We start from the raw sequence: 26,307 nt of genomic DNA, 5'->3' as shown, positions 1-26,307 counted from the left end.
GAGGAAATTAGAATGAACCAAAAATAGGCGTCCTCTCCTTGGAGAAGCAGTTAGAACGAATTGGATTAGTGTATCATCCGGATTATAATATGGATCTGGGTCCCCACGTATTTCCGGCAAGGAAGTACCAGATGGTTTATAATCTCGTAAAACAAGATCCTAAACTTGCGAATCTTTATGTTCACAAACCGGATCCGGCCAAAGAAAAAGAATTGGCCCTGGTCCACACAAAAGAATTCTTAAAAGATTTTTTTTCTCTCAAACTCACGGAAAGAACCCAATATTCCGAGCTTCCTCTTACAAAACAAATTGTCGAAAGTTTTGTGCTCGCAGTCGGCGGAACGATTCTCGCCGCTGAACTCACTCGAAAGTATAGATTTGTCTATCATATCGGCGGCGGATTTCATCACAGTATGCCGGATCGCGCCGAAGGGTTTTGTTATCTCAACGACGCGGCGATTGCGGGAAAATTATTTCTGAAAGAGAATCCGGGTAAAAAAGTGTTGTTCATCGATTTGGATCTTCATCAGGGAAACGGAAATTCCATCGTATTTCAGAACGAGCCCAACGTGTTTACGTTTTCCATGCACCAGGAAAATCTTTATCCCAAAAAGGAAAAATCGGGGATGGACATCGCCCTCGACGAAGGCACGGATGATAAAAAGTATCACGCTCTTTTGGAAGAATCCCTGGATCAAATTCAATCTTCCTTTCAACCGGATCTTATCTTTTATATCGCCGGAGCCGATCCTTTCGAAGGAGATTCTTTAGGAGATCTGAAACTCACCTTTCAAGGATTGAGAAAGAGGGATAAGATCGTCAGGGACTTTGCAATTCGAGTCGACGCTCCCGTCGTGATTCTTCCCGCGGGAGGATACGCTAAGGACTTTCACGATACGGTGACGATTCACTACAATACGATCAAGGTATTTGCGGCCGATTGAAGTTATGGGAATCTTCTCGGATTCGGATAAGAATAAGGGCAATCCCGGTTTTTTGGACGGTCAAGAACTCGGGATGATCGACATCTCCCGCGAATTTCAGACTTCTCTCGGAATAGAAAACACTCTATTCAATCGTTTCACGATAGACGAAGTAAGAGTGATGATGGAAGAAGCCGGGATGTTTCGGATTCTTCAGGCAAGGGGATATTCCGATTTTCAGATTTCCTTAGACGGAATTTCCGAAATGGACAATCGAATTTATATCAAGGATCCTTCCGGCGGGATTCTGGTTCACATGCGTTTAAAATTTTCAGACTTTCAGTTTAAAAAGCTGGATCAATCCTACAAGCTCGTTTATATTGACTGGCTCCTGACTCAGAATCTAAAAGCGAAAACGATGATAGTCAAAAAGAAACTCCATCAAGGTCAAGAATTTCCGGGTTTAAGCGTGATGAATGAGATCACAAGTTTTATCCGAATTCTTGCGACCAAAATGGGCGCATACGGAGCTTTTAATATTCCGGAATACTTTCACGATGCGGTTCTTTTTCATAAATCGTTTCAATTCGTCGATCCTGAAAAAGAGGGAAAGTTTCGAGCGATTCTTCAATCCTTTAGCAGAACCAATCTGAGGGAACTCAGCAATGAAATTCACGGCGAGAAAATCTGCGATTCCGCGTCTGGAGACGTCTACGTCTGGAAATACGGAGAGATGGTATCCTGTATCAGCAGCTATCTCGAATCGGCGCTTTTTGACGAAGAATATTATAAAAAAGTGAAAAAGATCGTTTCAGGTACTCATTATATAAGGAAAGTCTAATATGGCAGAGTTTTCCCTAAGACCGGAAATTATCATTCTCGACGACGACAGAGACGTGGGCGAGACGCTGGAACTAATTCTTACCAAATTGGGTTATCAGAGCGTTTTTTTTGATTCCGTAGAACAGGGGAAACAGTATTTCGAAAAGGAATTAAACCCGATCGTTTTTCTGGATATTCACATGCCTGGAAGCAGCGGACTCGAAATACTTCCTTATTTTAAAAACTTAGAATCCAAAACTCAGGTCATTATGATGACCGGAGAACGCGACATCAACAACGTAGTAACTTCCTTGACTCACAAAGCGAGCGACTTCCTTTTAAAACCTTTTTCGATTCAGACAGTGCAGGTTGCGATTCAAAGAGCATACGATTATTATACTATTCTAAAGGAACGGGATCTCAGAGACGAAGTGATCATGCGGGATCTTCGTCTCGCCTCAAGGGTTCAGGGAAAAATTTTCTCGATTCCGGATCTTTCTCCGTTTCGAGTGGAAGCGGATATCACTCCCGTCTCCTTTGTGAGCGGCGATTTTAACGTAATTCTTAAAAAGGAAAAATCGATCCTGTTTTTACTGGGAGACGTGGAAGACCACGGAGTCACTTCGGGTTTGATCGCTCTTTTGATGACGACCCTGGCTCGGGAGGAATTTAAGAATTCGGACAATCCGACGGAGCTTCTCGGGAAGATGAACCAGGAACTCTGTCTTAACATCGGAACTCACAGTATGACAGCCGCTTGTGTGATTCTTTTTCCGGAGAAAAAAAAGTTGGTCTATGCGAGGGGAGGTCATCCGTTTCCGGTTCACTTTCACAGGGAAGGTTTTTCGTTTTTGAAAGAAAAGTCCGGTCAGTTGATGGGAATTCTGGAAGACGTCGACTTCCCGAGTCACGAGGTTTCCGTAAATTTCGGAGACGTTATCTTTCTTTTCACCGACGGGATCATCAACAATCTGAATCATCCTCTGATCGAAGAGTTGAATCAAATCCACAAATCGGGCGACGATACGATCAAAAGAATGAAAAACGCGTTAGACACTTATGTTCGTTCGGCGATTCCGGCTCGAGAATACAGGGACGACGCCTCGTATGTCCTGCTGGAAATCCCTTGAATCTTTTCGGTTTCCCGAATTTAGAAAGCACGCTTAAGGGTTTTTCCCAAAAACTAAAAAAGTAGGAACTCATACTTTTTCAGAATGGTTCGGTACGTTTCAAAGTTTTCGGCGACCGATAGGCCGGATAACGCTGTGTTTTGTAGGAACTCACACGAAAGATTCGAGTTTAATAGATCAATATTCTTTCTTACACTTCTTAGGTTTTGAGACAAGACCTGGATCCAAATTGGAACAAACTAAGTTTTAGCCGAATTTCTCTCAAAACAGACTTGAAGTCCGATATAACCTTTTTTACGGGAGTTTATCCTTTGTCGGACCAAATGTTCGATGGAAATTTCGGTTTACGGCGACCAATGGATACCCTCGACGGGCGGATTTGATTTCGATCCGACTCGATCAATCCTCTTCTTGAAATTGAAAAAGTTCTTTCGGAAGATCCTTCATTGGAACATACGGAAAAGTCCCTTTTCGAATATTAAAAAAAACTAATTCAGGAAGACTAAAGAACGCGGATTGAAATCCTTTTTGAAGACGTTCTCCCTTATCGAAAGGAAGGCTGAATACTCCGGTCGCTGTAAGGCTCACGCCCGCAGTAAAATTAACGATTCCGTAGAGCGGTCTTTTCCAAAAGACGTCGTCCGTAAAGAGCGGAAAAAAATGATCTTCCCGATTCGATCTATAAACGGAAGAAGAGAACGTAAAGGATTCTCGTATTTGAGTTGTAAGAGAGGTTTCTTTTTCTAAAATTTCGCCGAGTTTTTTTCTGCGATACGAAAGCAATACCGTGTCGCCTGAATTCTTCCATTCCTTTGAGATTTTGTGAGAAGCATAGAACGGAGCGATCGAAGGAGAAAGAGTCGTATCGATTTTTTTTCCGGGAAAGGAACGCTCTTGAATGTCGAACGTTTCTTGGACGCTCTTTATGATTTCGGTCGTGCAGTTTCGGGAAAAAAGACGAAACGGATAGAGTTTTTTCAAAAGAGAATGATATTCCATTTCTCTGTTTTTCGAAATCTCCGCTAATTCCTTGAGTCGTCCGTTCCCGGGTAAAAACATCGAGATCAGAAAAAAATTTTCCCTCTGCGGAATCAACTTTCCCGAATACATTCTCACGGGAATCGCTTTTGCGAGTCCGTCTTGGAGTTCGAAGGCTCGGTTGGTCGCGTCCTCCCAGATTTGATATTCCTTTTCCGTAATAGAGTTGAGGTTTGAGATTTTTCTGCGAGCCAAGGATACGATCGCAGAAGTTTCTCCTCCGATATGGAGAACCGCCTCCCGATCCATCGCGGCTTCCTTTTGAATCAAAGGCGAATCTTCCGGAAAACTCGAAAGAAAAACCGGAAAACCGGATTCTAAACTTTCCCGAACCGCCTGCATCCTTGCAAGAGCGACTAACGCACTGAATGCCCAGCCGGGATCTCGTTCCTCGAGGATCTGCAAAAGTGTTCCTTTTTGTTTTTCGAAAAACGATTCTAAGAGTTCTCTTTCTTTTTCGGAAAGGTTTTCCACTCGATCGGATATCAGCATTTCGGCGTTGAGTCCCCATTCTTCCCTAAGAATTTGGCAGAGTAAAATTCCTTCGAGCGTATCTCGGATTCTTAAGTAAGGGCCTTGCGTAAAAAACGGAAAACGGTTTGTGGAAATTTTTTCGGGCAAAGGAGGAAAGCCGGTTTTGGCGAGTTCGCTTTCCGGTGACAAAACGTCCTCTTTTAAACGATTCTCCAAATCGGAAAGAAATTGTTTCCCGAGCTTGAGTTGCAGTTCCTCTTTGAATCCTTTCGTAATTTTAGAATTTTGTTTTGCGGAGAAGTAGGCCGTTGCTCTGAGTCCGATTTTTTTTTCCGGAGCATTCAATTCCTCGAAGAACTTCGCCTCCTTTCTAAGGACTTCCCAGTTCTGCAGATGTTTGAATTGAACGAGATAGAGATGATTGAGTCCGGATTCTAAGATTGAAATTTCCTTCGGATCCCAATCGAGCCTTGTAAGAACGCTCGTGCGATTGGAAAGAATGTTATAGCTGAACGCAAAGTCGTCGTAGGATTCTCTAACAAGGTGAAAGATATCATCGGGAAAAAACTGATAATGATATACTTTGTTCCCGACTCGGATTCCGGTATGTCCTCCGCTGGATTGACCAGTGTTCGCGTCCACGTAGATAAAGTCGGCTGTTGTGGGAGTGGAACGAAGCCCCGCAGGAAAGAGCAGGGCTATCGACAAGAGAAGAGAATATCTCAGAACTGAGTATATCCTTTTTGAATGGATTCTACGATTTCAGGTTTGGACGTTCCCAACCCTTTCACGAAGGTTTGGAATTTTTCTTCGCTCACTCCCGCTTTTTTCAATCCGCTTCCGATTCCGAGATACGTTACGCGCAACGACTTCCAGTTGGTGAGTCCGTTCTGAAGAGCCAGAGTTGTAAGATCGTTTTTGAATTCGATTTCTTGAAATCCGTTTTCCACGTGCATCGCAGTTAGATCGCGAACGTCTTTTAGATAGGCTTTTTCCTTTTTCTCATCGTCGCTGGAAGAAGAGGAGAAAATGGAACTTACCGAGCCCGAGATCATTTTGATCGAACCCGAAAGACTTTGCAAAGAATCCGAGGACTTACTGAGCGAGTTCACTCCGGCAGAGATCGATTCAGAAATAAAACAGTGATTGAAAGTGAGAATGAAAAGACCTAAAGCCAAAGCTATCAGTTGTTTTTGAGTGCGTTTCATCAGAAGATGTCTCCGTGTTGTTTTTTCGGTTGGAATCTTATCCGGGATCGAATTCCAGTCAAACAACTTTTCCAGTTTGTAAAACCACGGATCCAAACGCGGGAAGTTTCAATTTTAGAATTCCCGTTTTCGGAGAAAACTCCAGAGACTCGGGAACCTTTCCGGTCCAGAAATCCGGGAACTGTTTTTGTTTTGTAACGAAGGGCGCTTGGATTTCAATCGTGTTTTCCTCGTCGCTTGGATTCCATATTCCTAAAAAGCCTGCCGGATTATAAAGCGCCGGAGGAAAGAGTCCGGATGCGATTCCGACCGGAACCGGAGTTTTACTTCTGCACTTCGCGCCGAGTTCCAGAGTTTTTTTCAAAAGAGAAAGTCTTTCCTCTCCGATCAATGCGAGGTCGTCGCTCACAAGAATCATTCCTCCGCTGACAGCCATCACGCTCGCCATAAACTGTGTCTGAGCCGGAGTCATTTGATTTTTACTTTCTCTTACAAGAAGACAATCCGGATCGTTGTACCACAAATTTCTGTGCATGGAAGCGCGGGTAATGTCGTTGATCAAAGCCCTTTCGGTACAGAGCGCGTGTTTATCGTTCGCGAGAATTCGTTTTTTTTCCCTTCCCCAAAACGGAGCCACGTCGCAGCTGATTCTCATCGCGTCGAAAAGTCCGATCGAAGGATAGGTCGGAGCGCCGCATCCCAAAAGAAAGACGTCCTTTCCCACGACTTTTCGGATGAACCGAATCGTATCCGCATAACGTTTGTGAGGCGATACTCCTCGGTCGTATGTCCAACCCGGAAGCAAGGCCGCGTATAAGAAGTCGAGTTTGAGATAGGGATATCCGTATTCTTTCACCAAGGTTCGAAAGACGTTTTCCAAAAAGTCCCGGGAAGTGGGATGTGTGACGTCGATACAATACGTGTAGTCCATTCCCCAAAGAGGATTCCAAAGAGCGGGAACCGGTTTTCCGTCTCGGTCTTTCAATACGGCTTCCGGATACTTTTGAAAGAATTCCGATTTTTTTCTCACGAGGAACGGCGCGAGCCAAAGACCGGGAGTGAGTTTTTCCCTTCGGATCTCTTCCGCTAAAAGGCGCATTCCTCCCGGGAATTTATCGTTGGTGGTAAGCCAGTCACCGATCTCTTTTTGATAACCGTCGTCGATCTGGAAGAATTGGATCGGAAGTTTTTTCTCCTTCACGAGAGCCAGATTCTTCAAGATGATCTTTTCCGATATTTTGGTGTAGTAGTGATACCAGGAACACCAACCCGTTGGAACCTGAGTTGAGGAAAGTTTTACTTTATGAGCTTTTCCTAATTCGCTAAAATACTTTTTGAGAAAGGCTTCCGGGCTCGCGCTAAAACGAACGACGCTGATCGGAGTCAGGGAAAGTTTGTTTCCTCGAAAGTCTTCGTAACGATAGAAGTCGTAGATCAGAGACACTCCGGAAGTAGGGTACCAGGATTTTTTCTTTTCGTTTGCGAGTTCTTCTTTTCTTTCCGCGGAAATCGCCCGGAACTTGACCCCTTGTTCTCCGGGACCGGTCGCTCCGGCGAAGTAGTGCGGATCATTGGAAGAAGAGATCAGAAGAATCATTCCTTCGCTTTGCCAATCGCCTCCGACTCCGGAATGTTTTGTGTAGATATTCTCCTGAGTGTATTGAAGAAAATCCAGACGAGGTGATTCGTCCGGTTCACTCAAGGCGTGAACACCGGTAAGACTCCAGGATTGATATCCGTGTTGAAAGATTTTCGGACCAGCGAGAGAATGCGGAGGAAGTTCGATTTCCAACGTGAGAATTTCGGTTCCCGCTTTGGGTCTCTGTTCTCCGATCCATTCTAAAGTCGGTTTATAAACGTTGTTCTTTCCCGTTTTTTTATGGCCGAGAGAAAGGGAGAAGTTTCCGCAATCGCTCTTCGTTTTTAGTTCCTTTCCCGAAAATTCGAAAGAGGAAACGAATGCGTCCTCGTAGACTTTGTAGTTTAATATGGCTCTCATTTTTGTTCTATCGCTTTGGGGCCGCTCTTGATTTTTCTTTCAGGAGGAACTTTTCTATAATTCCAGCGGCCTTGTTTTGTATTTTTGATTCCCGAAACCACGCGGTACGGATTATTATGAAATTATGCCTCCAAAACGTTCAACTATAAAACCGGAGCTTTTTCCCGGGGATCTGACACAAAAAAGATTCGAAGAATATCTGGCCGACGATCGTTTGGCCGTCGACTGCGAGATGATGGGACTCAATCCGAGAAGGGACAGGCTCTGCGTCGTTCAGATCTGCGATTCTTCGAATAACGTGAGTTTGGTTCAGATTCTTCCGGATCAAAAAGAGGCTCCTCATCTCAAGTCCTTATTCGAAAATCCGGAGATCGTAAAAATTTTTCACTTCGCAAGAATGGATACTCTCTTCCTTCGCTATCGTTTGGGAATCTCGATGCAGAACGTTTTTTGCACAAAAATCGCGAGTAAACTCGCGAGGACTTATACGGACAAACACGGACTCAAGGATCTCATCCGAGAATTTTACGACGAGACCTTGGATAAGAAGAATCAATCGTCGGATTGGGGGAAAAAAATTCTTACCAAGGATCAAGTGGATTATGCAAGCGGAGACGTGAAGTATCTCATTTCTCTCGAACAAAAGCTGACCGAAATTCTCGTGAGAGAAGGAAGAGAATCTTTGGCGAGAGAAGCGTTTCGTTGTCTTCCCGTATTCAACCAGATCGATTGGCTTGAGATGCCCGCGCTTTTCGAACATTGAAAAAGAAACTCACTCGAAATTTTGTCTGCCAGTCCTGCGGTCAGGACTATGCGCGCTGGGCCGGGAAATGCGAGTCCTGCGGAAACTGGAATACGATCGTAGAGGAAGTCGGCGGAGAAAGATTCGCCGCTTCGAACGGAAATTCTCACAAAAACAAATCGTATAAGGAACCCATTCCTCTCGACAAGGTGGAAGAAGAATCCCTCAAGAGAATGGGAACCGGTTTGAAAGAACTGGATCTCGTTTTGGGTGGAGGAGTCGTTCCCGGTTCGTTGACCTTGATCGGAGGAGAACCCGGAGTAGGGAAGTCCACCTTGGTTCTCGAAGTTTCCCGCAATCTGACGAGTGCAAACAAAAAAGTTCTTTATATCTCGGGAGAAGAATCTCCTTCTCAGATTCGGATGCGCGCTGAAAGAATGGGGATTCGTTCTGCGAATTTGTTTCTTACTTCGGAAACCTACGCGGAAAATATTTCTGCGATGATCGAAGGAGAAAGACCTGCGGTCGTTTTTGTGGATTCGATTCAGACGATCGCAAGAGAAGCGCTTCCCAACCAAGCGGGAACGGTGACTCAACTCAGAGAATGTACACAAGTGTTGCTCGAGACCGCAAAGAGATCGGGGATTCCGATTTTGATGACGGGTCATATCACAAAGGAAGGTGCGATCGCGGGTCCGAAAGTTTTGGAACATCTCGTGGATACTGTTCTTTACTTTGAAGGGGATCGTCTCAATTATTATCGTCTGTTGCGCGCGGTGAAGAATCGTTTCGGCGCGGTCGGAGATCTCGCGATCTTTGAAATGTTCTCCGGAGGCCTGAGAGAAGTCGGGGACCGGAATCAGGTTTTTATCAGCACGGGAGCCGAAGAAAGAAGCGGTTCCGTGATCAGCGCGGTCCTCGAAGGAAGCCGAGCGTTGACCGTGGAAGTCCAAGCACTTGTGAGCAAGTCCGGTTTTTCGCAAGCGAGAAGAATGGCGGAAGGTCCGGACACGCGCCGTTTGATCTTACTGGCGGCCGTGATCGAAAAATACATCAAACTCAAATTAGGCGAATGCGATATCTTCAGTAATCTCGCGGGTGGGTTAGACGCGGACGAACCCGCTCTCGATCTTGCGATCTGCACTTCGATCATTTCGAGTTATTTGGATCAACCGCTTCCCAAAGGAACCTGCGTTCTCGGTGAAGTCGGCCTTTCCGGAGAAGTCAGAAGCATCGGTCAGGCGAGTTTGAGAATCAAGGAACTCGCCGGCGTCGGAATGAAGAAGGTGATCGTCCCCGAGGGAAACGTAAGCGAGATCGATAAGAGTTTGGACATTCAGATCCAAGGGATTCGCTCCTTAAACGATCTTCGTTCTTTGTTCCCCGGTGCAAACTGAATTACTCGATTTTGTAAAGACGGATTTCACCGAGGATTTTGGTTTCGGACTTTAAGTCGGATTTCAAGTAAAAAAACAAACTTCCTTTGTTGTAGTTACTACAAAAGCGGGCGAATGGACGGAACTCCATCGAAATGTTGTTTGGACAAAGCGTTGTTGGAACTCCATCGAAATGTTGTTTGGACAAAGCGATGTTGGAACTCCATCGAAATGTTGTCTCGACAAAGCGTTGTTGGAACTCCATCGAAATGTTGTTTGGACAAAGCGATGTTGGAACTCCATCGAAATGTTGTTTGGACAAAGCGTTGTTGGAACTCCATCGAAATGTTGTCTGGACAAAGCGATGTTGGAACTCCATCGAAATGTTGTCTGGACAAAGCGATGTTGGAACTCCATCGAAATGTTGTCCTAAAAAACACAAAAAAAGGATATAGAAGTTGAACCAAGGAGCACAAGGTCGAATGAAGAAAAAAATCTGGATTCTATTGTTATTGTTGCAGATCGGTTGCGCGAGCTCCGGTTACGATCGAGGCGCCTTGCCGGAAGTAAATCCGAATAAAATCGTGATCGATTCCGAGGAAATCAAACACTATCTTTCCCTCAAACCGCAGCTTCGTCTTCCGTTTCGAGTCGGAGTCTACTTTATAGATCCGGAAGGACACAATTATAGAATCGACGCGAAAAATAAATCCATGCTCCTTGCGATCGAAGAAAATCTAAGGGCTGAAAAAATCGTCTCCCAGATGTTTCTCATTTCGGCGTCCGTTTACGACTTGGATTCCGAAAGATACGAAAGCGGATTTAAGAATTACTATCAAAACAGAACGAGAACGTTGGATGGAATTAAGAAGATTCGGATCCTCGCTTCCCGTTACGGCGCCGATGCGGTTTTGGTGATCAAGTCGACCCCGCGTTACGAACAAAAACCGAACATACTTAGCCTTCTCTATGCGACGATCGTTGGAATTTGGATCATACCCGGATCCCATGGAGAATCCACATTCACTCTGGAAGGAACGCTTTGGGATGTAAGAAACGAATATCTCTATCTCACTACGGAGTCGGAAGCGTCCTCGTCTTCCACAAGACCTTACGGATGGATCGACGAGGTATCGATCGTATCTGAAAGCAAGGAAAAGGCTCTTCAAGAATTCTCATCGGAACTCTCAAAACGTTTTAAGAGCATGAAGTAGGGTGAAAAAACTTTTTCGATATGTATGCGAATATTTTAGAGAAGACCTTCGATACGGACATCTTTTCTTTTCGATTGCCTTTGTAACCGTTTGTCTTTTGCTCAACTATACGTTTCAGATACGACCGACGTTCACAAGAATCTGGAAAGGAACGTTTACGATCTACGTATTTCACTTTTTCTTTTACGGATTGTCTTTGTTCGCCGGTTTCGGTTCTTACATGATCGCCTACAAACGGTGGGATCTTCTGCGAAAGAAAGGTTTTCTTTCGATCGTATTTTCCATCTGGGCGACTTTGGTTTTGATCAGCTCGGTTCGTTTCGAAGATCTGGATCTCTTCGGTTTTTTACCGGAAGAATTAAGATATCTTTCGCTTCTTTGTTTGAATTACGGAATCAACACGGCGATCTATCTGATCTTGCCCGTTGGTTACTATTTTCTCAAAAAGCCGGAGACGTCTCTGGGGCTTGAAACAAAAACTGAACTTTTACCCTATTGGATCCTGCTTCTCCTGATGATCCCGATCGTCTTTTGGGCCTCGGGATCTCCCTCATTCTTAAAAGTGTATCCCCGTTATTCCGATACGACGGCCTCGGAATTTTTAGGAATTTCACCTTATTGGACGTTTGGTATTTTCGAACTTTTTTATCTGACGAATTTTGTCGCACTCGAAATGTTTTTCAGAGGGTTTATGATCTATCCTCTAGTGAAATATTTGGGTAAGAATTCGATTCTTCCGATGGCAATCGCGTACTGTTTTTTGCACTTCAATAAGCCGTTCGGAGAAGCGTTGGGTTCCTTTTTCGGAGGATGGATTCTCGGAATTTTCTCTTATCGAAGCGGATCCATTGTCGGCGGTATCATCGTTCATCTGGGAGTGGCGGCTACTATGGAAATTTTGGCCCATTTCGCCAGAGGGACTTTCTGATCCGAAAAGAAAAATCCAGGGAAGACTTTTTATTCAAAAAAAAATCTAAATTTTAGAATATTCTAAAATGTCCGGGCCTCCTTCTAAAATCTAAAAATCTAAAATGTAGGAACTCATACTTTTTCGGATGATAAGGACCGATTTGAATTCTTACAGAATCGCCCATGAGACGTAACTTGTGGGAACTCACACAAGAGATTAGAATTTCATGGTATTCGATTCTTCTTGAGAATTCAAAAATCTCAATAGATTTCCATTCCATAACCTCCCGGAGCTCCGACTCCGGTGAATGCGGGGGTATTGAAACTTAAGTTTCCGCTCGAGTCGATGATTCTATACATATAAACGATGTTCCCGGTCGATTCGGTCGAATAGGCGTATTTACCGCTTGGGTCCACGACAAAATTCCGAGTGCCGAGGCTTGCTGTGATAGGACCTCCGACCGGAGTGAGAAGTCCGGTTGCAGGATCTAACAGACCGATACTCACGTTAGTCGACGCGGAGGCGTTGTTTGCGACGTATGCGAATCTTCCCTTAGGATCAAAATGAATGCTCCAAGGAGTCGTGCCGGTTGTGAATGCGCCTGTCAATGAAAGTATTCCTGCAGAATCCATTCGAAAAATACTGACCGAGTTCCCATTCGAATTTACGATATAGAGAAATTGCCCCGATGGGTCCATGTTTACCCCGATCGGATTGGTCAATCCCGGAGTAATCAGGGAATATTGATTGATCAATCCTGAAGAGTCGATTGAAAAACTCCGAATGCCACCGGTCAAATTTAGCGGAGCGAAGGCGAACTTTCCCGTTGGATCGATTGCGATGTCTTGAGGGTCTCCAGATGCAGAATAAAAACCGCTTCCATTCGGGATTAGATCGCCGTTATTCGCGTCTATTCTATAAGTATAGATTAATGACGTTGGAGAGGATGCTGCGACGTAAGCAAAATTTCCGGAAGGATGAATTTTGATACTCACGGCATCGACTGCACCGATTCCATTGATATAGGTGAGGTTGCCGGAATCAGGATCGATCGAATAATAGGAGATCGAACCTGTAGTGGAATTTGCGCAATAGAGAAATTTTCCGGAAGGGTGGACCGTCAACGAAACGGAACCTGTGGCAGCTGCGATCGTTGCCGGTGTGTTGTTGAGCAGAACGCCCGTTGCAGGATCGATCGTAAACATCCAGATTTCACCGGTCGTTGCATTCGTAACGTAAGCCCAAGAACCTTTCGTATAAAAGCCGTTTGTCGAAGTGTAAACGTTAGCCATACTTTCACCCGCAGAATTGAGAACGTCTGTAGTAATTCGAATCTTATAGTTGACGCCTCCTTTTAAAACAGTTTGCGGAACGATCCTTACGAAAGGATTCGATGAAGCGTCGATGGATCCGGCCTCACAAGTGTTGAAGTCGTTTTGACTGATGTGAACGGAACCGGAACATACGCCTGAACTCGACTGCATCGTCAGGCTGTTTGTGTCAATCAATTCGGTGAATGAAAAACGAATATCGCTTCCTCTTGGAACGGAGGAGCCTCCGTCGCTCGGAGTCAAGTTGGTCACCCGAAGATTGGCGCTTACCTTTCTACTGAGTCCGCAGGTTGATGTCTTGTCGTTCAATGCCGATTTTAGAAGAGCAACAAGATAAAAGTCATTGTTAAAAGGATCGCAAGAGTTTTGAAACGATAGAGGATTACAATTGCTCAAAACGAGTGGAAGACAAGAGAAAAAGACAATCCAAGTTCTGAAGGTTCGGGCTGAAAAGAACGAACAAGATAATTCTAAATTGAGAATAATTAAGCGACAAATTTCAGATCCACGGCTTTTGACAATCGTTTCATTCATGGATTCAGACTGAAAATTGAAAATCGCTCTGTCAAGGCGATCCTCTTTAGGAACGGATACTCTGAATTATTAACTTATAAAATATGTTTCGAAAAGAAATTAGGAAATTCTAAATTGCTTCTCGTGGATTGCGCGTTCTTCGATTTGTGGCTAAGGAAAAAAATAGGAATTTCCTTTTGAGAGTTCGAGAAGCGAATCCGCGTTCGAACAGCGAGTCGAAAAAATAAAATCGCACCTTTTCACTGCGAAGAGGGCGGAACACCAAACGCGTTTCTCTTAGTCTATCGTAATGTCGTTTCGAGTTCCTTTGTTAGCGCGTCTCGTTTTTGCGCACGCTTCGGAAAGCTTAGGAGTCTTTTAGAAATTGGAAAAGTGGTTCGGAAAAAGTATCCCTATCGGGAAAACCAAGGCAAAAGGATTGTCTCCCTCGTTTTGGCGTCGCCAGTGGCTACTTTGGCGGTTATATAGAAATGTAAGTAAATCAATAAAATAGAATATTCTAAATTCTTTTAGTAGATTTCGATCGCCCAACCGCCTGGAGCTCCGACTCCGGTGAATGCGGGGGTATTGAAACTTAAGTTTCCGCTCGAGTCGATGATTCTATACATATAAACGATGTTCCCGGTCGATTCGGTCGAATAGGCGTATTTACCGCTTGGGTCCACGACAAAATTCCGAGTGCCGAGACTTGCTGTGAGAGGACCTCCGACCGAAGTGAGAAGTCCGGTTGTTGGATCTAACAGTCCGATGCTTACGTTAGTCGTCGCGGACGCGTTGTTTGCGACGTAAGCGAATCTTCCCTTAGGATCAAAATGAATGCTCCAAGGAGTCGTCCCCGTTGAAAACCCGCCGGCTAAGGTTAGGTTCCCGCCTGAGTCCATGTTATAGATGGTTACCGAGTTCCCGACGGAATTGACTGAATAGAGATGTTTACCGGAAGGATCCATGCTGATTCCGATTGGACTCGACCCACCCGGCATAATCGAAAGAATATTCGTCAGTCCCATGGAGTCGATAGAATAAACGTAAATATTCCCCGAGGCAAATAAGGAAACGAACGCAAATTTTCCGGTCGGATCGATCGTAAGATCTCTTGGATCTCCGCCGATAAAGGGCGCGGGGACGATATTGGGACTCAACGCTCCTGTGGCCGGATCTAGAATATATTGATAGATGACGTTTTGAGGATTGCCTCCGGTGGCGAAGGCAAAATTGCCGGACGGGTGGATTTTGAAACTTGTCACGTCGGCCGCTCCGATTGCATTGAGAAAGGTTAAGTTGCCCGTCGCGGAATCGATCGAATAGTAATAGATCGATCCGGATCCTTGATTGGCGCAATAGAGAAATTTTCCGGAAGGATGGACCGTCAACGAAACGGGACCTGTGGCGGCTGCGATCGTTGCCGGTGTGTTGTTGAGCAGAACGCCCGTTGCAGGATCGATTGTGAACATCCAGATATCACCCGTGGTCGCATTGGTAACATAGGCCCATGAACCGTTCGTATAAAAACCGTTAGTCGAAGTGTAAGCGTTGGGCATACTTTCTCCCGCAACGTTGAGGATATCCGTAGTAACCCTTATCTTGTAATTGACTCCTCCTTTTAGAATATTCTTGGTCAGAATTTGGAAAGAAGGATTGGCGGAAAAATCGACTTCGCCTCCTTCGCAGGAAGCGAAGTCGTTCAAGCTCATCTGAACGGAGCCGGAACAGACTCCGGAACTCGTCTGCATCGTGAGGCTACTCGCGTCTACAGCCTCCGAAAATGAAAATCGAATATTGGCTCCCCTGTCGACGGAGGAAGCGCCGTCGGCCGGAATTAAACTCTGAACTTTAAGATTCGCACTTACCTTTCTTCCGAGTCCGCAGGTTGCGGTCTTATCGTTCATGGCGCCTTTGATAAGAAAAATAAGATTAAAATCCTTATTAAAAGGATCGCAAGTATTTTGAGACTGAAGCGGATTGCAGTTTAAAAGAAAGACAAAAAGAAATAGAAAGCAAAAGAATGCGACCGGAGTTTTATCTCCATCGGTTTCCGCCTTAGTATCTGAGAATAAGAATTTTCGAATAGATTCGAGTCCAGCCTTGCGACCCGAGCGTCCCTTTTTTTCCATGATTCAGACTCGAAATTGAAAATCGCCCTGTCAAGAGGATCGAACAATTGTGAAAGGAGTCGAAAGTTGTAACTTATAAATGAAGTGTCGATAGAAAATTAGGATTTCCTAATTTGATTTTAGACGGCCGTGCGTTTTGACACAGTTGTTCTTAAAATCAAAAAAATACGATCCGACGGAGTCGACTTTGAAATTCAAATCGGATTTGAAACGAACTCCCGGGTTCTTTCAAAAATTTATCCCGAACGGAAAGCGAAGTCCGATTCTAAAATTCTTGCTTTGATAAGAAATTCTTTTCGAACCGGAAGATCGAATCCGAAAAACCAAATTCTTCTTTGGAAGTTTGCGCGGACAAACGAGGGTTTTCCTCACGTAAGAAAGTTGAGTGACTAAAAAGGAAAACAATGAAATCTAATCACTCGTGACGACTCGTTTCAAACGGATTCTTTTGATTCTTCTTCTTTTGGGGAATTCTTCCTTGATTTCTCAGACGGATCCATTGCTCCGCGGCTCTTGGTATGAGGATCAGGAAAAAAAAGAGGAAGTCCTTCACAACAGAGTGATGAAACTTTTTCGTCCCGACGCTCATTTTGTATGGAAGACCGATCTTCACGGACGTAACTACCGGTTTTACAAAGACGGACGAGTGGAGTTCCTGATCGATCGGGATTACAAGGAAGTGTTTCCGGACGTTTCCGAGCTCGACGTTCACAGAAGCGAGGCGGCGGCTCTCGCGGATCACGGGGAACCGTATTCCGCAATTCGCTTATTAAAAGGCGTTGGACTTTGTTATCGGATTCAATTCGGCAGGCTCGTTCCGGAGGGTTATCGAACTGCAACGGAAGAATTGAGTCGTTTGATGAAACACATGGCCCACAAAAACAAGGAAGTTTCCGATCTCACCGACCCTTACGGATGCTCCAAAAAGAATATTCTAAAAATTGAAAGCGCTCCGTTTCGGTTTTCTCTCGAGACGACCTCGGACTGGAGACATTTCTTTCCGGAACTCGATTCTTCGGAGAGCGGAGAAGAGGAGGATCATGTTTGGAAGGTTCGCAGATTTTATAAAACCTTGCCGAACGAATCGAATATAGGAGAATGGGAGCGCGCCTATCAATCTCAATCGCAGAAATTCCTCGAATACAAACCGGATCGGATTTTATTTACGATCGGACTGTCCTATCATCCGGTCGCTGCCGTATATACTTCTAAGAACTACTTTCAACTTTGGGATCTCAAACGAGGAATCAATCCTCGAACGATCAAAGAATCCAACTTCCGAAGAAAGAAAGAAGACGACGGCTACCTAACTAGATACAACTGGACTCATCAAGACGGAAGACAGGTTCCTATGTTTGTTATGGAAAAATATTATTTACGGGAGAATCGAGGACTTTTGTTTTCAATCTCCGGTCCTGAAAAACAGATGGATCAGATCAGACAACTCTGGTCACAATTGAATCAAAAATTAACCGTAGAATGAAGATATGATTTTCGCCTTGGTAAAATCCGGAGACAGAATTCCGCCGCCGGATCCTTCGTCCCAAAATTCTCATTGGAAACTTCTTCTCTTCGGTTTTTGTCTCGTGGACGGAATGGCTCTTCTTTTTATTCCTCTCGGAATCTACGGATCCGTTTTGGTTACGGCGGCGCTTCTTCTTTTTCTCTTTCTTCCGCTTCTTTTTCTCGTGATCCGTCTGAGTTCGACCATGGGAAATTTATTGTATGTCGCATTATTTTTGAGTCTTCTCTCCGCCGGCGTTTCTTCGCTTTATATCAGTCATAGCGTAGGATTCTTCTTGGGGATTCCGATCGGAAAAAACACAAATCTGACCGCGAACAACGAACTTGGCAACGATCGAATCCTCGTATTCAAAGGAGTCAAAATTCTTACCAACTATGTCTCGTCGAGATCGGCGAAGACGGGAAAGGGAAAATTATCGCCTAAACCTCCGAAGACGATCTACTTTCACGTCGCGCCCCTTGTTTCCGCGAATTGGAAAGAGGGGGATCCGATTCATGTTTGGGTCGCGTGTGAAAGTCTGGAACTCCCGAACTGTCATTGGGGAAATTCGGTCCTTTTCTGGGGTGAGAATCTAAAAAATCATTCCTATTACGGCTATTATAAACTCGCGGTCCAGGAAGCAGGGAAGATCTACAAGTTTTCAATCGAAGAATCTCCCGCGATCTTTCGCCCCATCGCAAACCCGGAAAAAAAACTGGTTCGGACGGGACTTTACGGCCTTTCGGGGCTTTTCTTCTTAAATTATTCTTGGTTTGTCTGCATATTTCTGGGAAAATTCTTTAGAAAGGACAAATAGGTCGGAAAGAAAAAAATCTTCAATTCCCTAAAAAACTTTTTCGTTTGCTAATTTTGATCCTTTATCTTCCGATATTTATACAGAGACGGGTAGTAGAATCAGATTTTCCCTTTCTTCCGCGAGACCTTTGAAAGAATTCAAAGAATGGAATATAAAGGCGATTCGGATCCTCGTGATGCCTCGGCGCTTCGTTTCCTTCCGGATCGCGAAGCGATTAAAAGAATCGGACCTAAGTCTCTAAACGATTTTTTATTTTTGTATTTTGTAACCAGGAGAAATTCTCATGAGGAAGAAGATCATCTTACTTGCCGGACTGCTCTGCATTCTTGCTGTACCAGGTGTCTATAGCCAGCAGACCGGAAACAATCAGGCTGGTGGAAATCAGCAAACAGGCGCGGCCCCGGACCCTCTTGAGAAACTCATTCTCGAGAATTTCGAAGAGGCGGAAGACTGGAGAGCGAAATCCACAACTCCTCTCGGGGAAACCAAGGTTCTCAAAATGGTTCAACGCGGTTTGATGAGAGACGTATTCGACGAGAATACCGTTCCCGATAACGGCGGAGATCAAATCGAAAAGAACCATATCCTCGGAATCAAAACTCATTATACGAACAGAGGTTTTGACAGAGTCGAAGTCTATCCTCCTCACGAGTATGTAGTCAAAGGAAAGGCGCGTCAGCTTTCCATCTGGGCTCTCGGAAGAAAATTCCGTCACACTCTCTTCGCTAAACTGAGAGACTACAGAGGAAACACTCATAACGTTCGTCTGGGAAGACTGGATTATTTCGGTTGGAGAAAACTGACCGCGACGATTCCGGGTTACGTTCCTCAGAGCACAAGATTCGCTCTTCTTGATAAGAATCTTCACTTCGTTTCCTTGTTCGCGGTGAGCGACGTGCACGAAGTGGGCGGACAATTCTACTTTTATGTGGATGATTTGGAAATTCGCGCCGATAAATCTGATGCGAAGTATCCCGGATCTGAAATTAAAGATAACTGGTAATCTTCAGAAAAGGAAGCAGGCATGGGAAGGTTCATGAACTCGTTCAAAATTACAGCAGCTATGGTAACGATTCTCGGAGGAGCGATTCTCCTTGGACTCGTAAACGGACAACATATCGTTAAAAGCAAACGTGGTATCGATACCGCGACCGGAATCGACGTGAGTGGAATGGAACTTCGTTCCATCACCGTCGAGTCTTGGGATAACCCGGCTCCTTCCGCGGCATACGGCTGGGAAGTTTCCACAGATAAGGATACGCAACAACCGCAGAACGGACAACAACAGTATCAACCCGCCGCACAGAACGCGCAGTCTCTGAGGGAAGTGAAGTTGATCGCCGGAAAACCGGGAGACATTAAAAACGTGGACACCGGAACCGCAAAAGTTCTCGGGGTTAAATTCCAGTTTACTTTTCCGGGAGAGAACGCGGTAACCGTTCGTCCTCCAAGAGTTCCTGAATACGAAGTGCTTCGTACGAAATCCTATCTGGATGCGAATAACCAGAGAAAAATTTCCAAGATCTACGGGGTGGAATTTCCCGGGGTGAGTAAGGCGATCTCCGTTTGGGTTTGTGGAAGAGGAAACGAGTACAATCTGGAAGGTTGGATCGAAGACTGGAAAGGCGACACTCACATTCTTCAGTTCGGATCTCTGGATTTTATCGGATGGAGACCTCTTACGGTTTCTATTCCCCAAGGAGTTCCGCAGGACGTGAATTCTTATCCTCAGGTAAAGACGATCGTTTTCAAACAGTTTAAGATTCGTTCTCGTCCGGATACAAGCGGTGAAACCGTTTATCTTTTCTTCGACGAACTCAGAGTTCTTTCCGACGTTTTCGAAGTTCATTTCGACGGAGCGTCCATCGACTTCGACGACGACGATTGCAAAAGCAAACATAAACTTGACAAGATGCTCAAAACAAAAGTCGATAAGGAATGCGGCGGCGCTAACGCGACTAAGTAAGAATTTCATCAACGGGATGTTCTAAATCCCGTTTCCTCTCTCGGTAGGGCCAAAACAACGGCTTTACCGGGAAATCCCCCTCTCTCTAAATTCTGGTTTACGGATAAGCCAACTTAGCTATAATTGATAAATACAGGGCTGTCAGAGAGGAATTTTACCCCAAACGTCCCAATTTTCATCAAGCCGAGACTCAATCGGTGGAGTATCCTATGTCTAACGAAATATCAGCAACTACGGAATCCAGACCGGCCAGCGATCTGGATAAGCTGACATCTCTTTTCAACGAAGAAATCTATGTTCGCACGGATGCGAATTCAATTCCAGCCTCTAAGTTCAAAATTTTCGACGACCTCATCGAATTTTATAAGTCCGCCGGCAAAATAGACGAAGCAAAACAAAAAATTGAAGAGTATCTTGCGGAACACGAAGACAGCATTTCGGCGCGTTATCTGCTCGGGATTCTTTCCTTGGAAAGAGGAGAGATCAGCGACTCCGGTTTATTAAAAAATCTATTAGAATCCTTTAAAGTTGCGGGTAAATGGGCGATCATCGAACACATTACCGATCAGATTCTAAAATACGGGGACCAAAGACTCGCTTTGAAATACAAAGCCGAGGCCCTGGAAAAATTAAAGAAGAATAAAGAACTCAAAGTGGTTCTTGAAAAACTCGCGAAACACGATCGTAAGAATCCCGAAATTCTAAAAAAATACGCTCTTTCGATCTTAGATGAAAACAAAGAAAGAGCGATCACCTATCTCAAACAGGCGATCGAAACTTTCGCCAAAACGAAAGACTATCCGCAACTGGAAGAGATTTGGCCGATCATCGTAACCAACAATCACGAAGACATTCAATTCTTTGAAAGAATCGAAAGAATCATGCTCGGCCACAGAGAAAGAACAAGGCTCGTCGGTTATCTTTATCCGATCGTAGAGCCTTACAAACAACTCGAAGACTGGGACAAGGTCATTTATCTTTTAAAGAAGATTCTCGAACACGAAGCCTCCTCCAACAAAGCCAGAAACGAACTCATCCGCGCTTATAAAGCGAAATACGCAAATCATTCGCTCTTGGAAGATTTTCTCAAGATGTCCGAGATCGGAAACAACCGTAAACCGATCAAAGTGTGCATCGCGAACTTCGAAAGAAACATCGTGTTCGACACGAACAACTACGTCCTTCATAGAAACTGGGGAGTGGGAAAGATCACTTCGATTTCGCCTAACGGAGATTCCATCTTCGTCGATTTCAAGGATAAGAAGGATCACAAACTCTCGATTCAGATGGCGATCACGAGTTTAAAACCTCTCAAAAAAGATCATATCTGGGTGAAGTTCTACGAAAACAAAGAAGACATCGTGGATCTTTTCAAAAACAATATCCCCGACTTTTTCAAAGAACTCTTAACTTCCTTTGATAATCGAATGCTTACCGCGGACATCAAATCTGAAGTCTCCGGTAAATTCTTGCCGTTGGCCGAATGGTCCAAGTGGTGGAACAAAGCGAAGAACGTGATCAAAAAAGAACCGAACATCGGTTTTGATCCCAAGAAAAAAGACGAACTCGTTTACAGAGAAAAAGCGATTTCTCTTTCCGAAGAACTTTCCGAAAAATTCATCCACCAAGCCGACGTTAACAAAAAACTCGATATCGCCATGGAAGCCCTGGACAACCGCGAGGACGCGGAAGGTGCGATCGAAGCGTTCAATCATTTTTACTTCGAGGAAGAAGAAGCCGCGGATCCGGTTCGCAAGTTGGTAGCTTATCTTTATCTCCAATCCGCTTCCGAAGAACTCGGAGACGAGGAGATTCCGCGTCATTTGACGGAAGCGAAGATCGCCGAACTTATCAAGTCGCTTCCCGCTGCGGCGCTTGTGGAAATTTCCACAAAGATCGGAAACGTGGAAATCAAAAAAGGTTATGTGAATCTTCTGCGTAAACACGCGAAGAACCCGGACGAGATTCTTACCGGAATTCTTTTCGAAGTTCCTATCAAAGTGAACAAATACGTTTTTTCCATCTTGGAAGAAGAAGGGAAGTTCGATCTTCTCAATTCGTTTATCAAATCGGCCGCGGCGAGAGCGAAGGAAGTTCCGGAAGTTTTTATCTGGGTTGCAAAATCCATTCTTACAAAGATTTGGGAAGGAGAATGGCTGACGGCTTCTAAACAGGAAGAACGTCTGGATCTCATTCTCAGAGTTTTCCGTATGTTCAAACCTCTTGCCAAAATCGAAGACAAAGGAACCAAACTCAAGAACGCGTGTAAGGACATCCTTCACGGAAACGAGGACGAGGTTCTTAAGGAAGCGATTCACGCGGGAGACTCCGAATACATCCGTAAACTTTTCGCTCTTTACAAAGAAGTTCCTTACTTTACCGATCTCGAAAAGGATCGCCTCTACGCTCTGATCGTCGAGTTAAAGCCCGATATCGCTTGGGAAGAAGACGAGGATGAAGACGAAGAGGATGACGATATTCTCAATAGAATTCCGGAAGGGGCGATTCTTGTCACAAGACGCGCGCTCAACCGTAAAAAAGACGAATTCGAACATCTTCTCAATGTGGAAATGCCGGAGAACTCCAAAGATATCGGAGAGGCTCAGGAACGCGGGGACTTGCGGGAAAACGCGGAATACAAGGCCGCTATGGAGAAACAAGTTCAGCTGCAAGCCGCTATCAAAAGACTGGAAGCTGAGATTAAGAGCGCGATCATTCTGGATCTTACCAACGTCAAAACGGATAAGATCAATATCGGCGCGACCGTGAAGCTGAAAAACGAATCCACCGGAGAAGCGGTTACTTACTCTATTTTAGGAGCTTGGGACGCCGACACTGAAAAGCACATCATCAGTTATCAGTCTCCTTTGGCAAAATCCCTTCTCAACAAAAAGGTCGGAGATTCTGCGGTTCTAAACCTTACGGGCGCGGAAACCAAGTTCACGGTTCTCGAAATCGGAAGATCGAATCTGAATCAGGAAGATTAAAAAGACATTCGCTTTTTTGAATGTGAAAATCCCGGGTTGCACTCCGCAATTCGGGATTTTTTTTTGCCTTTCGGAAATCTGCGATCTCAAGTCTTTTTAGAATTTTACGCCGATTTAAAATCGTATTCGTTCTTTTCCCTTTCCATCTTTGCGATTTGGATTTCGTTCGGGAGAAGATGTCTTTGGACGTAGAGAGACAATTCTTCCGCGTTCAGTTTTTGGATCAACGCTTCCGGAATTTTTTCCCAACAACGGTCAAAAGTTGTGATCGGATTCAAACCTTTTTCTTTGAGAAATCCAACCTGATCGCAGAGAAATCGAATTCTGATCCTATCTCGTTTTGTTGTGTTTGCCATACTTTTGGTTCCTTCAGGATTTGTTTTCTGAAATCCATCTTATCCGAACCCCCGGACAAAAAAGTTTCCCGCGGTTTCTTTTTTTGGTCCCTATTTGCATAGAAGATTCATTGTCGAAAGAGTATGTGCAATTCTTTGAATATACATTCGGACTTGACAAAAATGAATTCGTTCTTTCGTTAGGTTCATGCTTCAGAAACGAAACGACGAAGAACGAAATGTTTCCCAAGAAATCAAATCCAAAGCTGTGAACGGATATTCTCGGGAAGGGTCCCTTTATAATACCTCTTTGAATCAAGACAGAAAATCCGAAAGGACTTACAAAGGTTTATCCGCAGATCCGGTGATCCCTAAAAATCCGAACGATACGATGACTCCGAAAGAAGTCGCCGCCCTTTTAAAAAGGACCGTTCGCAGAGTCGGCGATTATAGAAGAGAAGGTTTGCTCGGTAAGTTTTGGAGACTTAGGGACGGAAGAATCTTGTATTCCAGAATCGGCGTGGAGGAATTTTTTAGAAAACATTTTGTGGAAACGGAAGAAGACTTTTGATTCTTTCGTTTTAAGCGGCATACCAGTCAAAACGGTAAACCGTTTCTGTTCCGCTTTTTTATTCATTCGTATAAATCATCGGAGAAAAATTTCATTTTATTCGATCGATTCGATTTTAGAATAGAACGTAGGATTCTTCTTTTTTTTATCCGTCAATTTTTTAGTTCGATTTTTTCGTCGATTCCCTTCTTTGATTTCTTTCTTTCCTCTTTTTTGTTTCAATCGATTTGATAAAAACTTTGTTTTGAGTTGCGGTTTCGCATATCGCAAATGGGACCGATAGGAAATTGCGTTCTATTGTGTTCATGAGCGACGTAGATTTTCAGTTTCATCCGTTGTAGACTCGCTGCAGTGAATGGGAAGGCCCCGGTTGGGATATCCCGGCATTGCAAGGAAGTATTCGTATTTTATGAAATTTGAAGATATAGAATCCGTAATGAACAAGATGATATTGGAGATTCTCAAACCGGATCCTCCGATCGATATGATTTTAGCGGACCAAATCGTAACTTCTCCCGTTTACCCGTACGGCACCTATAAGATCCTCGAGTTGACTCAGGATTCTTCCAAGAATTCCTCAAAATGGATCCAAAGAGTAGATTCTGAAAGTTTTAAAGAGATCAGTCGTAAAATCCAAAGAACTACGATCAGCGTTTCTTTTTTACACGATAGCTCCATCGCCGATTGCTGGAACCTTTGTGAGAGCGCGATGGATTGGTTCGATTCTCTGGAAGGATTGATCGAATGCGAAAAGTTCGGAGTCACGCCGGACGTAGTTTCGGTAAGCGTTCAGGACAGAACCGTTTTAACGGGAGAGGGCGTTTACCAATACAAGGCCGGTTTTGATCTCTTATTCAAATCGAGGAAGTACAGTGAAAAACAAGGCGAATCAACCGCAAGCGCACCAGCGGTTGAATTTCAGGAGGAAGCATGAGCGCACAAACAATCTCTAAAATAGAACCGATCAGTATCAATCTATTTCTTAGAAATACACCGGTCTCTCAAACGGGGTTCGGATTGCCTTTGATTCTCGGAATCAAGGCTCCGACCTATTTTCTGCAAGTCTCGAACAATTCTTCGGGACTCATTTGGAAATCAGCAACTCAAGGAGTTGTTTTTATTCAAGTCAAATACGTCGTTTCGGGAAACAGCACCGCGCTAAGCACGGTTCGCAGCGGAACCGGAACGTCTAACGATCCTTATGTGATTACGGTTAACGTTGCCACCGACGCTTCCGGCCTTGCCACTTCCACCGCTCATCAGGTCAAGTTGGCTGCGGAAGCGGTTGCAAACATCGGAGGAGCAAGTAAGATCGTGGAAATTTCCGAGGTTTCAGATTTAGGTTCCGGAATCGTTTCCGCCTTCGTTCAAGCCCCTCTGAGTTACGAACGTTATATGGAAATTACTTCCGCTAGCGATCTTTTGGAACTCGGCTTTACGTCCACCGATAAGGAATATCTTCAGGCGGTTAATGTTTTCAGACAAACGCCCAGACCGAAGACGATCGCGGTTTTTCTTTTGACTTCCTGGGCCACCGCCGCGGTGGAAATCTCGGATCTCAGAAGCGGCGGCAAGGACGCTTGGTTTAAAACTACGGCCACCACTCATGATAAGACCGAGTTACACGCATTAGGCGATCATCTCGCGTCCATTGAGAAGATGTTTTTTGCCTGCACGGACGATCTTACCGCTTTGACCGGAAGAAATTCCATCTGGGAATTTTATATGCTTCATAAGAATCCGAACTCTTTTCCGGAAGCGGCCTGGGTCGGAAATTCGTCGCCTCGAAGAGTCGGCTCTTACAACTACGCCTATCTTCCGTTAGACGGCGTCGAGAATTCCGGTTATACGAATTCTCAAGTCAGTTCCGTCTTTGCGGATAACGGCAACTTGATCGTCGACTTCGGAGGAAAACAAGTTCCTTATCCGGGAATTTCCACTGGCCAAGTTTACGCCGACGTTGTGGAGAATCGAGCGTGGTTGAAGGCTCGTTTGAGAGAGAACATCACAAGTCTTTTTCTCAACTCGGACGTAGTTCCTTATACGATCCAAGGAATACAAATGATCGAATCCAGAATGCGCGAGGTGTTCGTGCAAGCGGGAGTTCAAGGGATCATCGCGCCCGTGGAGACAGAAAGCGATAAAGCGAGATCCGATCTCGGAGACTACCAATATAAAATCAATCTGCCGGAAACGATCGATGAAATCCCAACGAACGATCGAAACAATCGGATCCTTCCGAACATCACCTTCTCATGCCGTTTGAGAGGGGCGATCAACGAAGTGGATATCGACGGCGAATTAACCTAAGGAGC

Annotated in this window: 22 protein-coding genes; 15 read left to right on the top strand and 7 right to left on the bottom strand. The window is 44.7% G+C overall.

Annotated elements, in window-relative coordinates:
• Positions 1-38 precede the first annotated feature (38 nt).
• Genes CH376_RS09925 through CH376_RS09915 form a run of 3 tightly spaced genes read left to right on the top strand, consistent with a single transcriptional unit; the run spans position 39 to position 2,875 of the window.
• The gene (locus CH376_RS09925) at positions 39-944 is read left to right on the top strand and encodes a histone deacetylase family protein (protein ID WP_100785966.1); all 906 of its coding nucleotides are present in this window, start codon (positions 39-41) and stop codon (positions 942-944) included.
• 4 nt (positions 945-948) lie between these two features.
• Positions 949-1,764, top strand: a complete 816-nt coding sequence (locus CH376_RS09920) for a hypothetical protein (protein WP_100785967.1) — start codon at positions 949-951, stop codon at positions 1,762-1,764.
• Position 1,765: 1 nt separating this feature from the next.
• Positions 1,766-2,875, top strand: a complete 1,110-nt coding sequence (locus CH376_RS09915; RefSeq protein ID WP_100785968.1) for a SpoIIE family protein phosphatase — start codon at positions 1,766-1,768, stop codon at positions 2,873-2,875.
• A 399-nt stretch (positions 2,876-3,274) separates the two neighbouring features.
• On the opposite strand, the gene CH376_RS09910 is transcribed toward CH376_RS09915, so the two are convergent.
• From CH376_RS09910 to CH376_RS09900, 3 genes are all read right to left on the bottom strand, one after another.
• Positions 3,275-5,029 (bottom strand): hypothetical protein, encoded by a 1,755-nt coding sequence (locus CH376_RS09910; RefSeq protein ID WP_100786024.1) that lies wholly within the window; start codon positions 5,027-5,029, stop codon positions 3,275-3,277.
• Between the two features lie 80 nt (positions 5,030-5,109).
• Positions 5,110-5,595 carry a putative lipoprotein gene (locus CH376_RS09905; protein ID WP_100786025.1) on the bottom strand — a complete coding sequence of 162 codons (486 nt, stop codon included), beginning with the start codon at positions 5,593-5,595 and terminating at the stop codon, positions 5,110-5,112.
• 58 nt (positions 5,596-5,653) lie between these two features.
• On the bottom strand, positions 5,654-7,594 hold the full coding sequence (locus CH376_RS09900) for a glycoside hydrolase family 36 protein (protein ID WP_100785969.1): 1,941 nt from the start codon (positions 7,592-7,594) through the stop codon (positions 5,654-5,656).
• 124 nt (positions 7,595-7,718) lie between these two features.
• Between CH376_RS09900 and CH376_RS09895 the strand changes: the two genes are divergently transcribed.
• The 4 genes from CH376_RS09895 (at position 7,719) to CH376_RS09875 (ending at position 11,854) form a co-directional block, all read left to right on the top strand.
• Positions 7,719-8,357 carry a ribonuclease D gene (locus CH376_RS09895; protein ID WP_100785970.1) on the top strand — a complete coding sequence of 213 codons (639 nt, stop codon included), beginning with the start codon at positions 7,719-7,721 and terminating at the stop codon, positions 8,355-8,357.
• The gene (gene radA / locus CH376_RS09890; protein WP_100785971.1) at positions 8,354-9,733 is read left to right on the top strand and encodes a DNA repair protein RadA; all 1,380 of its coding nucleotides are present in this window, start codon (positions 8,354-8,356) and stop codon (positions 9,731-9,733) included. Before CH376_RS09895 ends, radA begins: the two co-directional genes overlap by 4 nt.
• 461 nt (positions 9,734-10,194) lie before the next feature.
• A complete protein-coding gene (locus CH376_RS09880) occupies positions 10,195-10,926 on the top strand; it encodes a hypothetical protein (RefSeq protein WP_100785972.1) in 732 nt (243 codons plus the stop codon).
• A gap of 1 nt (position 10,927) precedes the next feature.
• On the top strand, positions 10,928-11,854 hold the full coding sequence (locus tag CH376_RS09875) for a CPBP family intramembrane glutamic endopeptidase (protein ID WP_100785973.1): 927 nt from the start codon (positions 10,928-10,930) through the stop codon (positions 11,852-11,854).
• A gap of 52 nt (positions 11,855-11,906) precedes the next feature.
• Here CH376_RS09875 and CH376_RS24015 read toward each other — a convergent pair whose 3' ends face one another.
• The 3 genes from CH376_RS24015 to CH376_RS09865 all read right to left on the bottom strand — a co-directional run bounded on the left by CH376_RS24015 (position 11,907) and on the right by CH376_RS09865 (position 15,812).
• Positions 11,907-12,116, bottom strand: a complete 210-nt coding sequence (locus CH376_RS24015; protein WP_125231944.1) for a hypothetical protein — start codon at positions 12,114-12,116, stop codon at positions 11,907-11,909.
• Positions 12,097-13,476, bottom strand: a complete 1,380-nt coding sequence (locus tag CH376_RS09870; RefSeq protein ID WP_165781771.1) for a beta-propeller fold lactonase family protein — start codon at positions 13,474-13,476, stop codon at positions 12,097-12,099. Before CH376_RS09870 ends, CH376_RS24015 begins: the two co-directional genes overlap by 20 nt.
• A gap of 734 nt (positions 13,477-14,210) precedes the next feature.
• Positions 14,211-15,812, bottom strand: coding sequence for a beta-propeller fold lactonase family protein (locus CH376_RS09865; protein WP_100785975.1), 1,602 nt, complete (start codon positions 15,810-15,812; stop codon positions 14,211-14,213).
• A gap of 448 nt (positions 15,813-16,260) precedes the next feature.
• On the opposite strand from CH376_RS09865, the gene CH376_RS09855 reads away from it, so the two are divergent.
• The 5 genes from CH376_RS09855 (at position 16,261) to greA (ending at position 23,086) form a co-directional block, all read left to right on the top strand.
• The gene (locus CH376_RS09855) at positions 16,261-17,295 is read left to right on the top strand and encodes an LIC10775 family protein (RefSeq protein ID WP_243394740.1); all 1,035 of its coding nucleotides are present in this window, start codon (positions 16,261-16,263) and stop codon (positions 17,293-17,295) included.
• Positions 17,296-17,299: 4 nt separating this feature from the next.
• Positions 17,300-18,133: a hypothetical protein gene (locus tag CH376_RS09850; protein ID WP_100785977.1), complete on the top strand. Its 834-nt coding sequence runs from the start codon at positions 17,300-17,302 to the stop codon at positions 18,131-18,133.
• A 283-nt stretch (positions 18,134-18,416) separates the two neighbouring features.
• Positions 18,417-19,136 (top strand): flagellar filament outer layer protein FlaA2, encoded by a 720-nt coding sequence (flaA2, locus tag CH376_RS09845; RefSeq protein WP_100785978.1) that lies wholly within the window; start codon positions 18,417-18,419, stop codon positions 19,134-19,136.
• A 21-nt stretch (positions 19,137-19,157) separates the two neighbouring features.
• Positions 19,158-20,099 carry a flagellar filament outer layer protein FlaA1 gene (flaA1, locus tag CH376_RS09840; protein WP_100785979.1) on the top strand — a complete coding sequence of 314 codons (942 nt, stop codon included), beginning with the start codon at positions 19,158-19,160 and terminating at the stop codon, positions 20,097-20,099.
• Positions 20,100-20,308: 209 nt separating this feature from the next.
• Positions 20,309-23,086, top strand: a complete 2,778-nt coding sequence (gene greA, locus CH376_RS09835) for a transcription elongation factor GreA (protein WP_100785980.1) — start codon at positions 20,309-20,311, stop codon at positions 23,084-23,086.
• 104 nt (positions 23,087-23,190) lie between these two features.
• Here greA and CH376_RS09830 read toward each other — a convergent pair whose 3' ends face one another.
• A complete protein-coding gene (locus CH376_RS09830; RefSeq protein WP_100785981.1) occupies positions 23,191-23,442 on the bottom strand; it encodes a hypothetical protein in 252 nt (83 codons plus the stop codon).
• 187 nt (positions 23,443-23,629) lie between these two features.
• On the opposite strand from CH376_RS09830, the gene CH376_RS09825 reads away from it, so the two are divergent.
• From CH376_RS09825 to CH376_RS09815, 3 genes are all read left to right on the top strand, one after another.
• Positions 23,630-23,992, top strand: a complete 363-nt coding sequence (locus tag CH376_RS09825) for a MerR family transcriptional regulator (RefSeq protein WP_100785982.1) — start codon at positions 23,630-23,632, stop codon at positions 23,990-23,992.
• 409 nt (positions 23,993-24,401) lie between these two features.
• The gene (locus CH376_RS09820; protein WP_100785983.1) at positions 24,402-24,926 is read left to right on the top strand and encodes a phage neck terminator protein; all 525 of its coding nucleotides are present in this window, start codon (positions 24,402-24,404) and stop codon (positions 24,924-24,926) included.
• The gene (locus CH376_RS09815) at positions 24,923-26,302 is read left to right on the top strand and encodes a DUF3383 family protein (RefSeq protein ID WP_100785984.1); all 1,380 of its coding nucleotides are present in this window, start codon (positions 24,923-24,925) and stop codon (positions 26,300-26,302) included. The genes CH376_RS09820 and CH376_RS09815 overlap by 4 nt, the downstream gene beginning before the upstream one ends.
• Positions 26,303-26,307: the final 5 nt, after the last annotated feature.

The sequence above is a fragment of the Leptospira adleri genome (assembly GCF_002811985.1).
Taxonomy (GTDB): Bacteria; Spirochaetota; Leptospiria; order Leptospirales; family Leptospiraceae; genus Leptospira; species Leptospira adleri.
The sequence above is the reverse complement of the archived record's forward strand: the minus strand, read 5'-3'. Positions and strand labels throughout refer to the sequence as shown.

Excerpts from the sequence above, each read along its gene's own strand:
- CH376_RS09920 (WP_100785967.1), top strand. The coding sequence starts at position 949 with ATGGGAATCTTCTCGGATTCGGATAAGAATAAGGGCAATCCCGGTTTT.
- CH376_RS09915 (WP_100785968.1), top strand. The coding sequence starts at position 1,766 with ATGGCAGAGTTTTCCCTAAGACCGGAAATTATCATTCTCGACGACGAC.
- CH376_RS09905 (WP_100786025.1), bottom strand. The coding sequence starts at position 5,595 with ATGAAACGCACTCAAAAACAACTGATAGCTTTGGCTTTAGGTCTTTTC.
- CH376_RS09900 (WP_100785969.1), bottom strand. The coding sequence starts at position 7,594 with ATGAGAGCCATATTAAACTACAAAGTCTACGAGGACGCATTCGTTTCC.
- CH376_RS09895 (WP_100785970.1), top strand. The coding sequence starts at position 7,719 with ATGCCTCCAAAACGTTCAACTATAAAACCGGAGCTTTTTCCCGGGGAT.
- CH376_RS09880 (WP_100785972.1), top strand. The coding sequence starts at position 10,195 with ATGAAGAAAAAAATCTGGATTCTATTGTTATTGTTGCAGATCGGTTGC.
- CH376_RS24015 (WP_125231944.1), bottom strand. The coding sequence starts at position 12,116 with ATGGAATGGAAATCTATTGAGATTTTTGAATTCTCAAGAAGAATCGAA.
- CH376_RS09865 (WP_100785975.1), bottom strand. The coding sequence starts at position 15,812 with ATGGAAAAAAAGGGACGCTCGGGTCGCAAGGCTGGACTCGAATCTATT.
- CH376_RS09850 (WP_100785977.1), top strand. The coding sequence starts at position 17,300 with ATGATTTTCGCCTTGGTAAAATCCGGAGACAGAATTCCGCCGCCGGAT.
- flaA2 (WP_100785978.1), top strand. The coding sequence starts at position 18,417 with ATGAGGAAGAAGATCATCTTACTTGCCGGACTGCTCTGCATTCTTGCT.
- flaA1 (WP_100785979.1), top strand. The coding sequence starts at position 19,158 with ATGGGAAGGTTCATGAACTCGTTCAAAATTACAGCAGCTATGGTAACG.
- greA (WP_100785980.1), top strand. The coding sequence starts at position 20,309 with ATGTCTAACGAAATATCAGCAACTACGGAATCCAGACCGGCCAGCGAT.
- CH376_RS09830 (WP_100785981.1), bottom strand. The coding sequence starts at position 23,442 with ATGGCAAACACAACAAAACGAGATAGGATCAGAATTCGATTTCTCTGC.
- CH376_RS09825 (WP_100785982.1), top strand. The coding sequence starts at position 23,630 with ATGCTTCAGAAACGAAACGACGAAGAACGAAATGTTTCCCAAGAAATC.
- CH376_RS09820 (WP_100785983.1), top strand. The coding sequence starts at position 24,402 with ATGAAATTTGAAGATATAGAATCCGTAATGAACAAGATGATATTGGAG.
- CH376_RS09815 (WP_100785984.1), top strand. The coding sequence starts at position 24,923 with ATGAGCGCACAAACAATCTCTAAAATAGAACCGATCAGTATCAATCTA.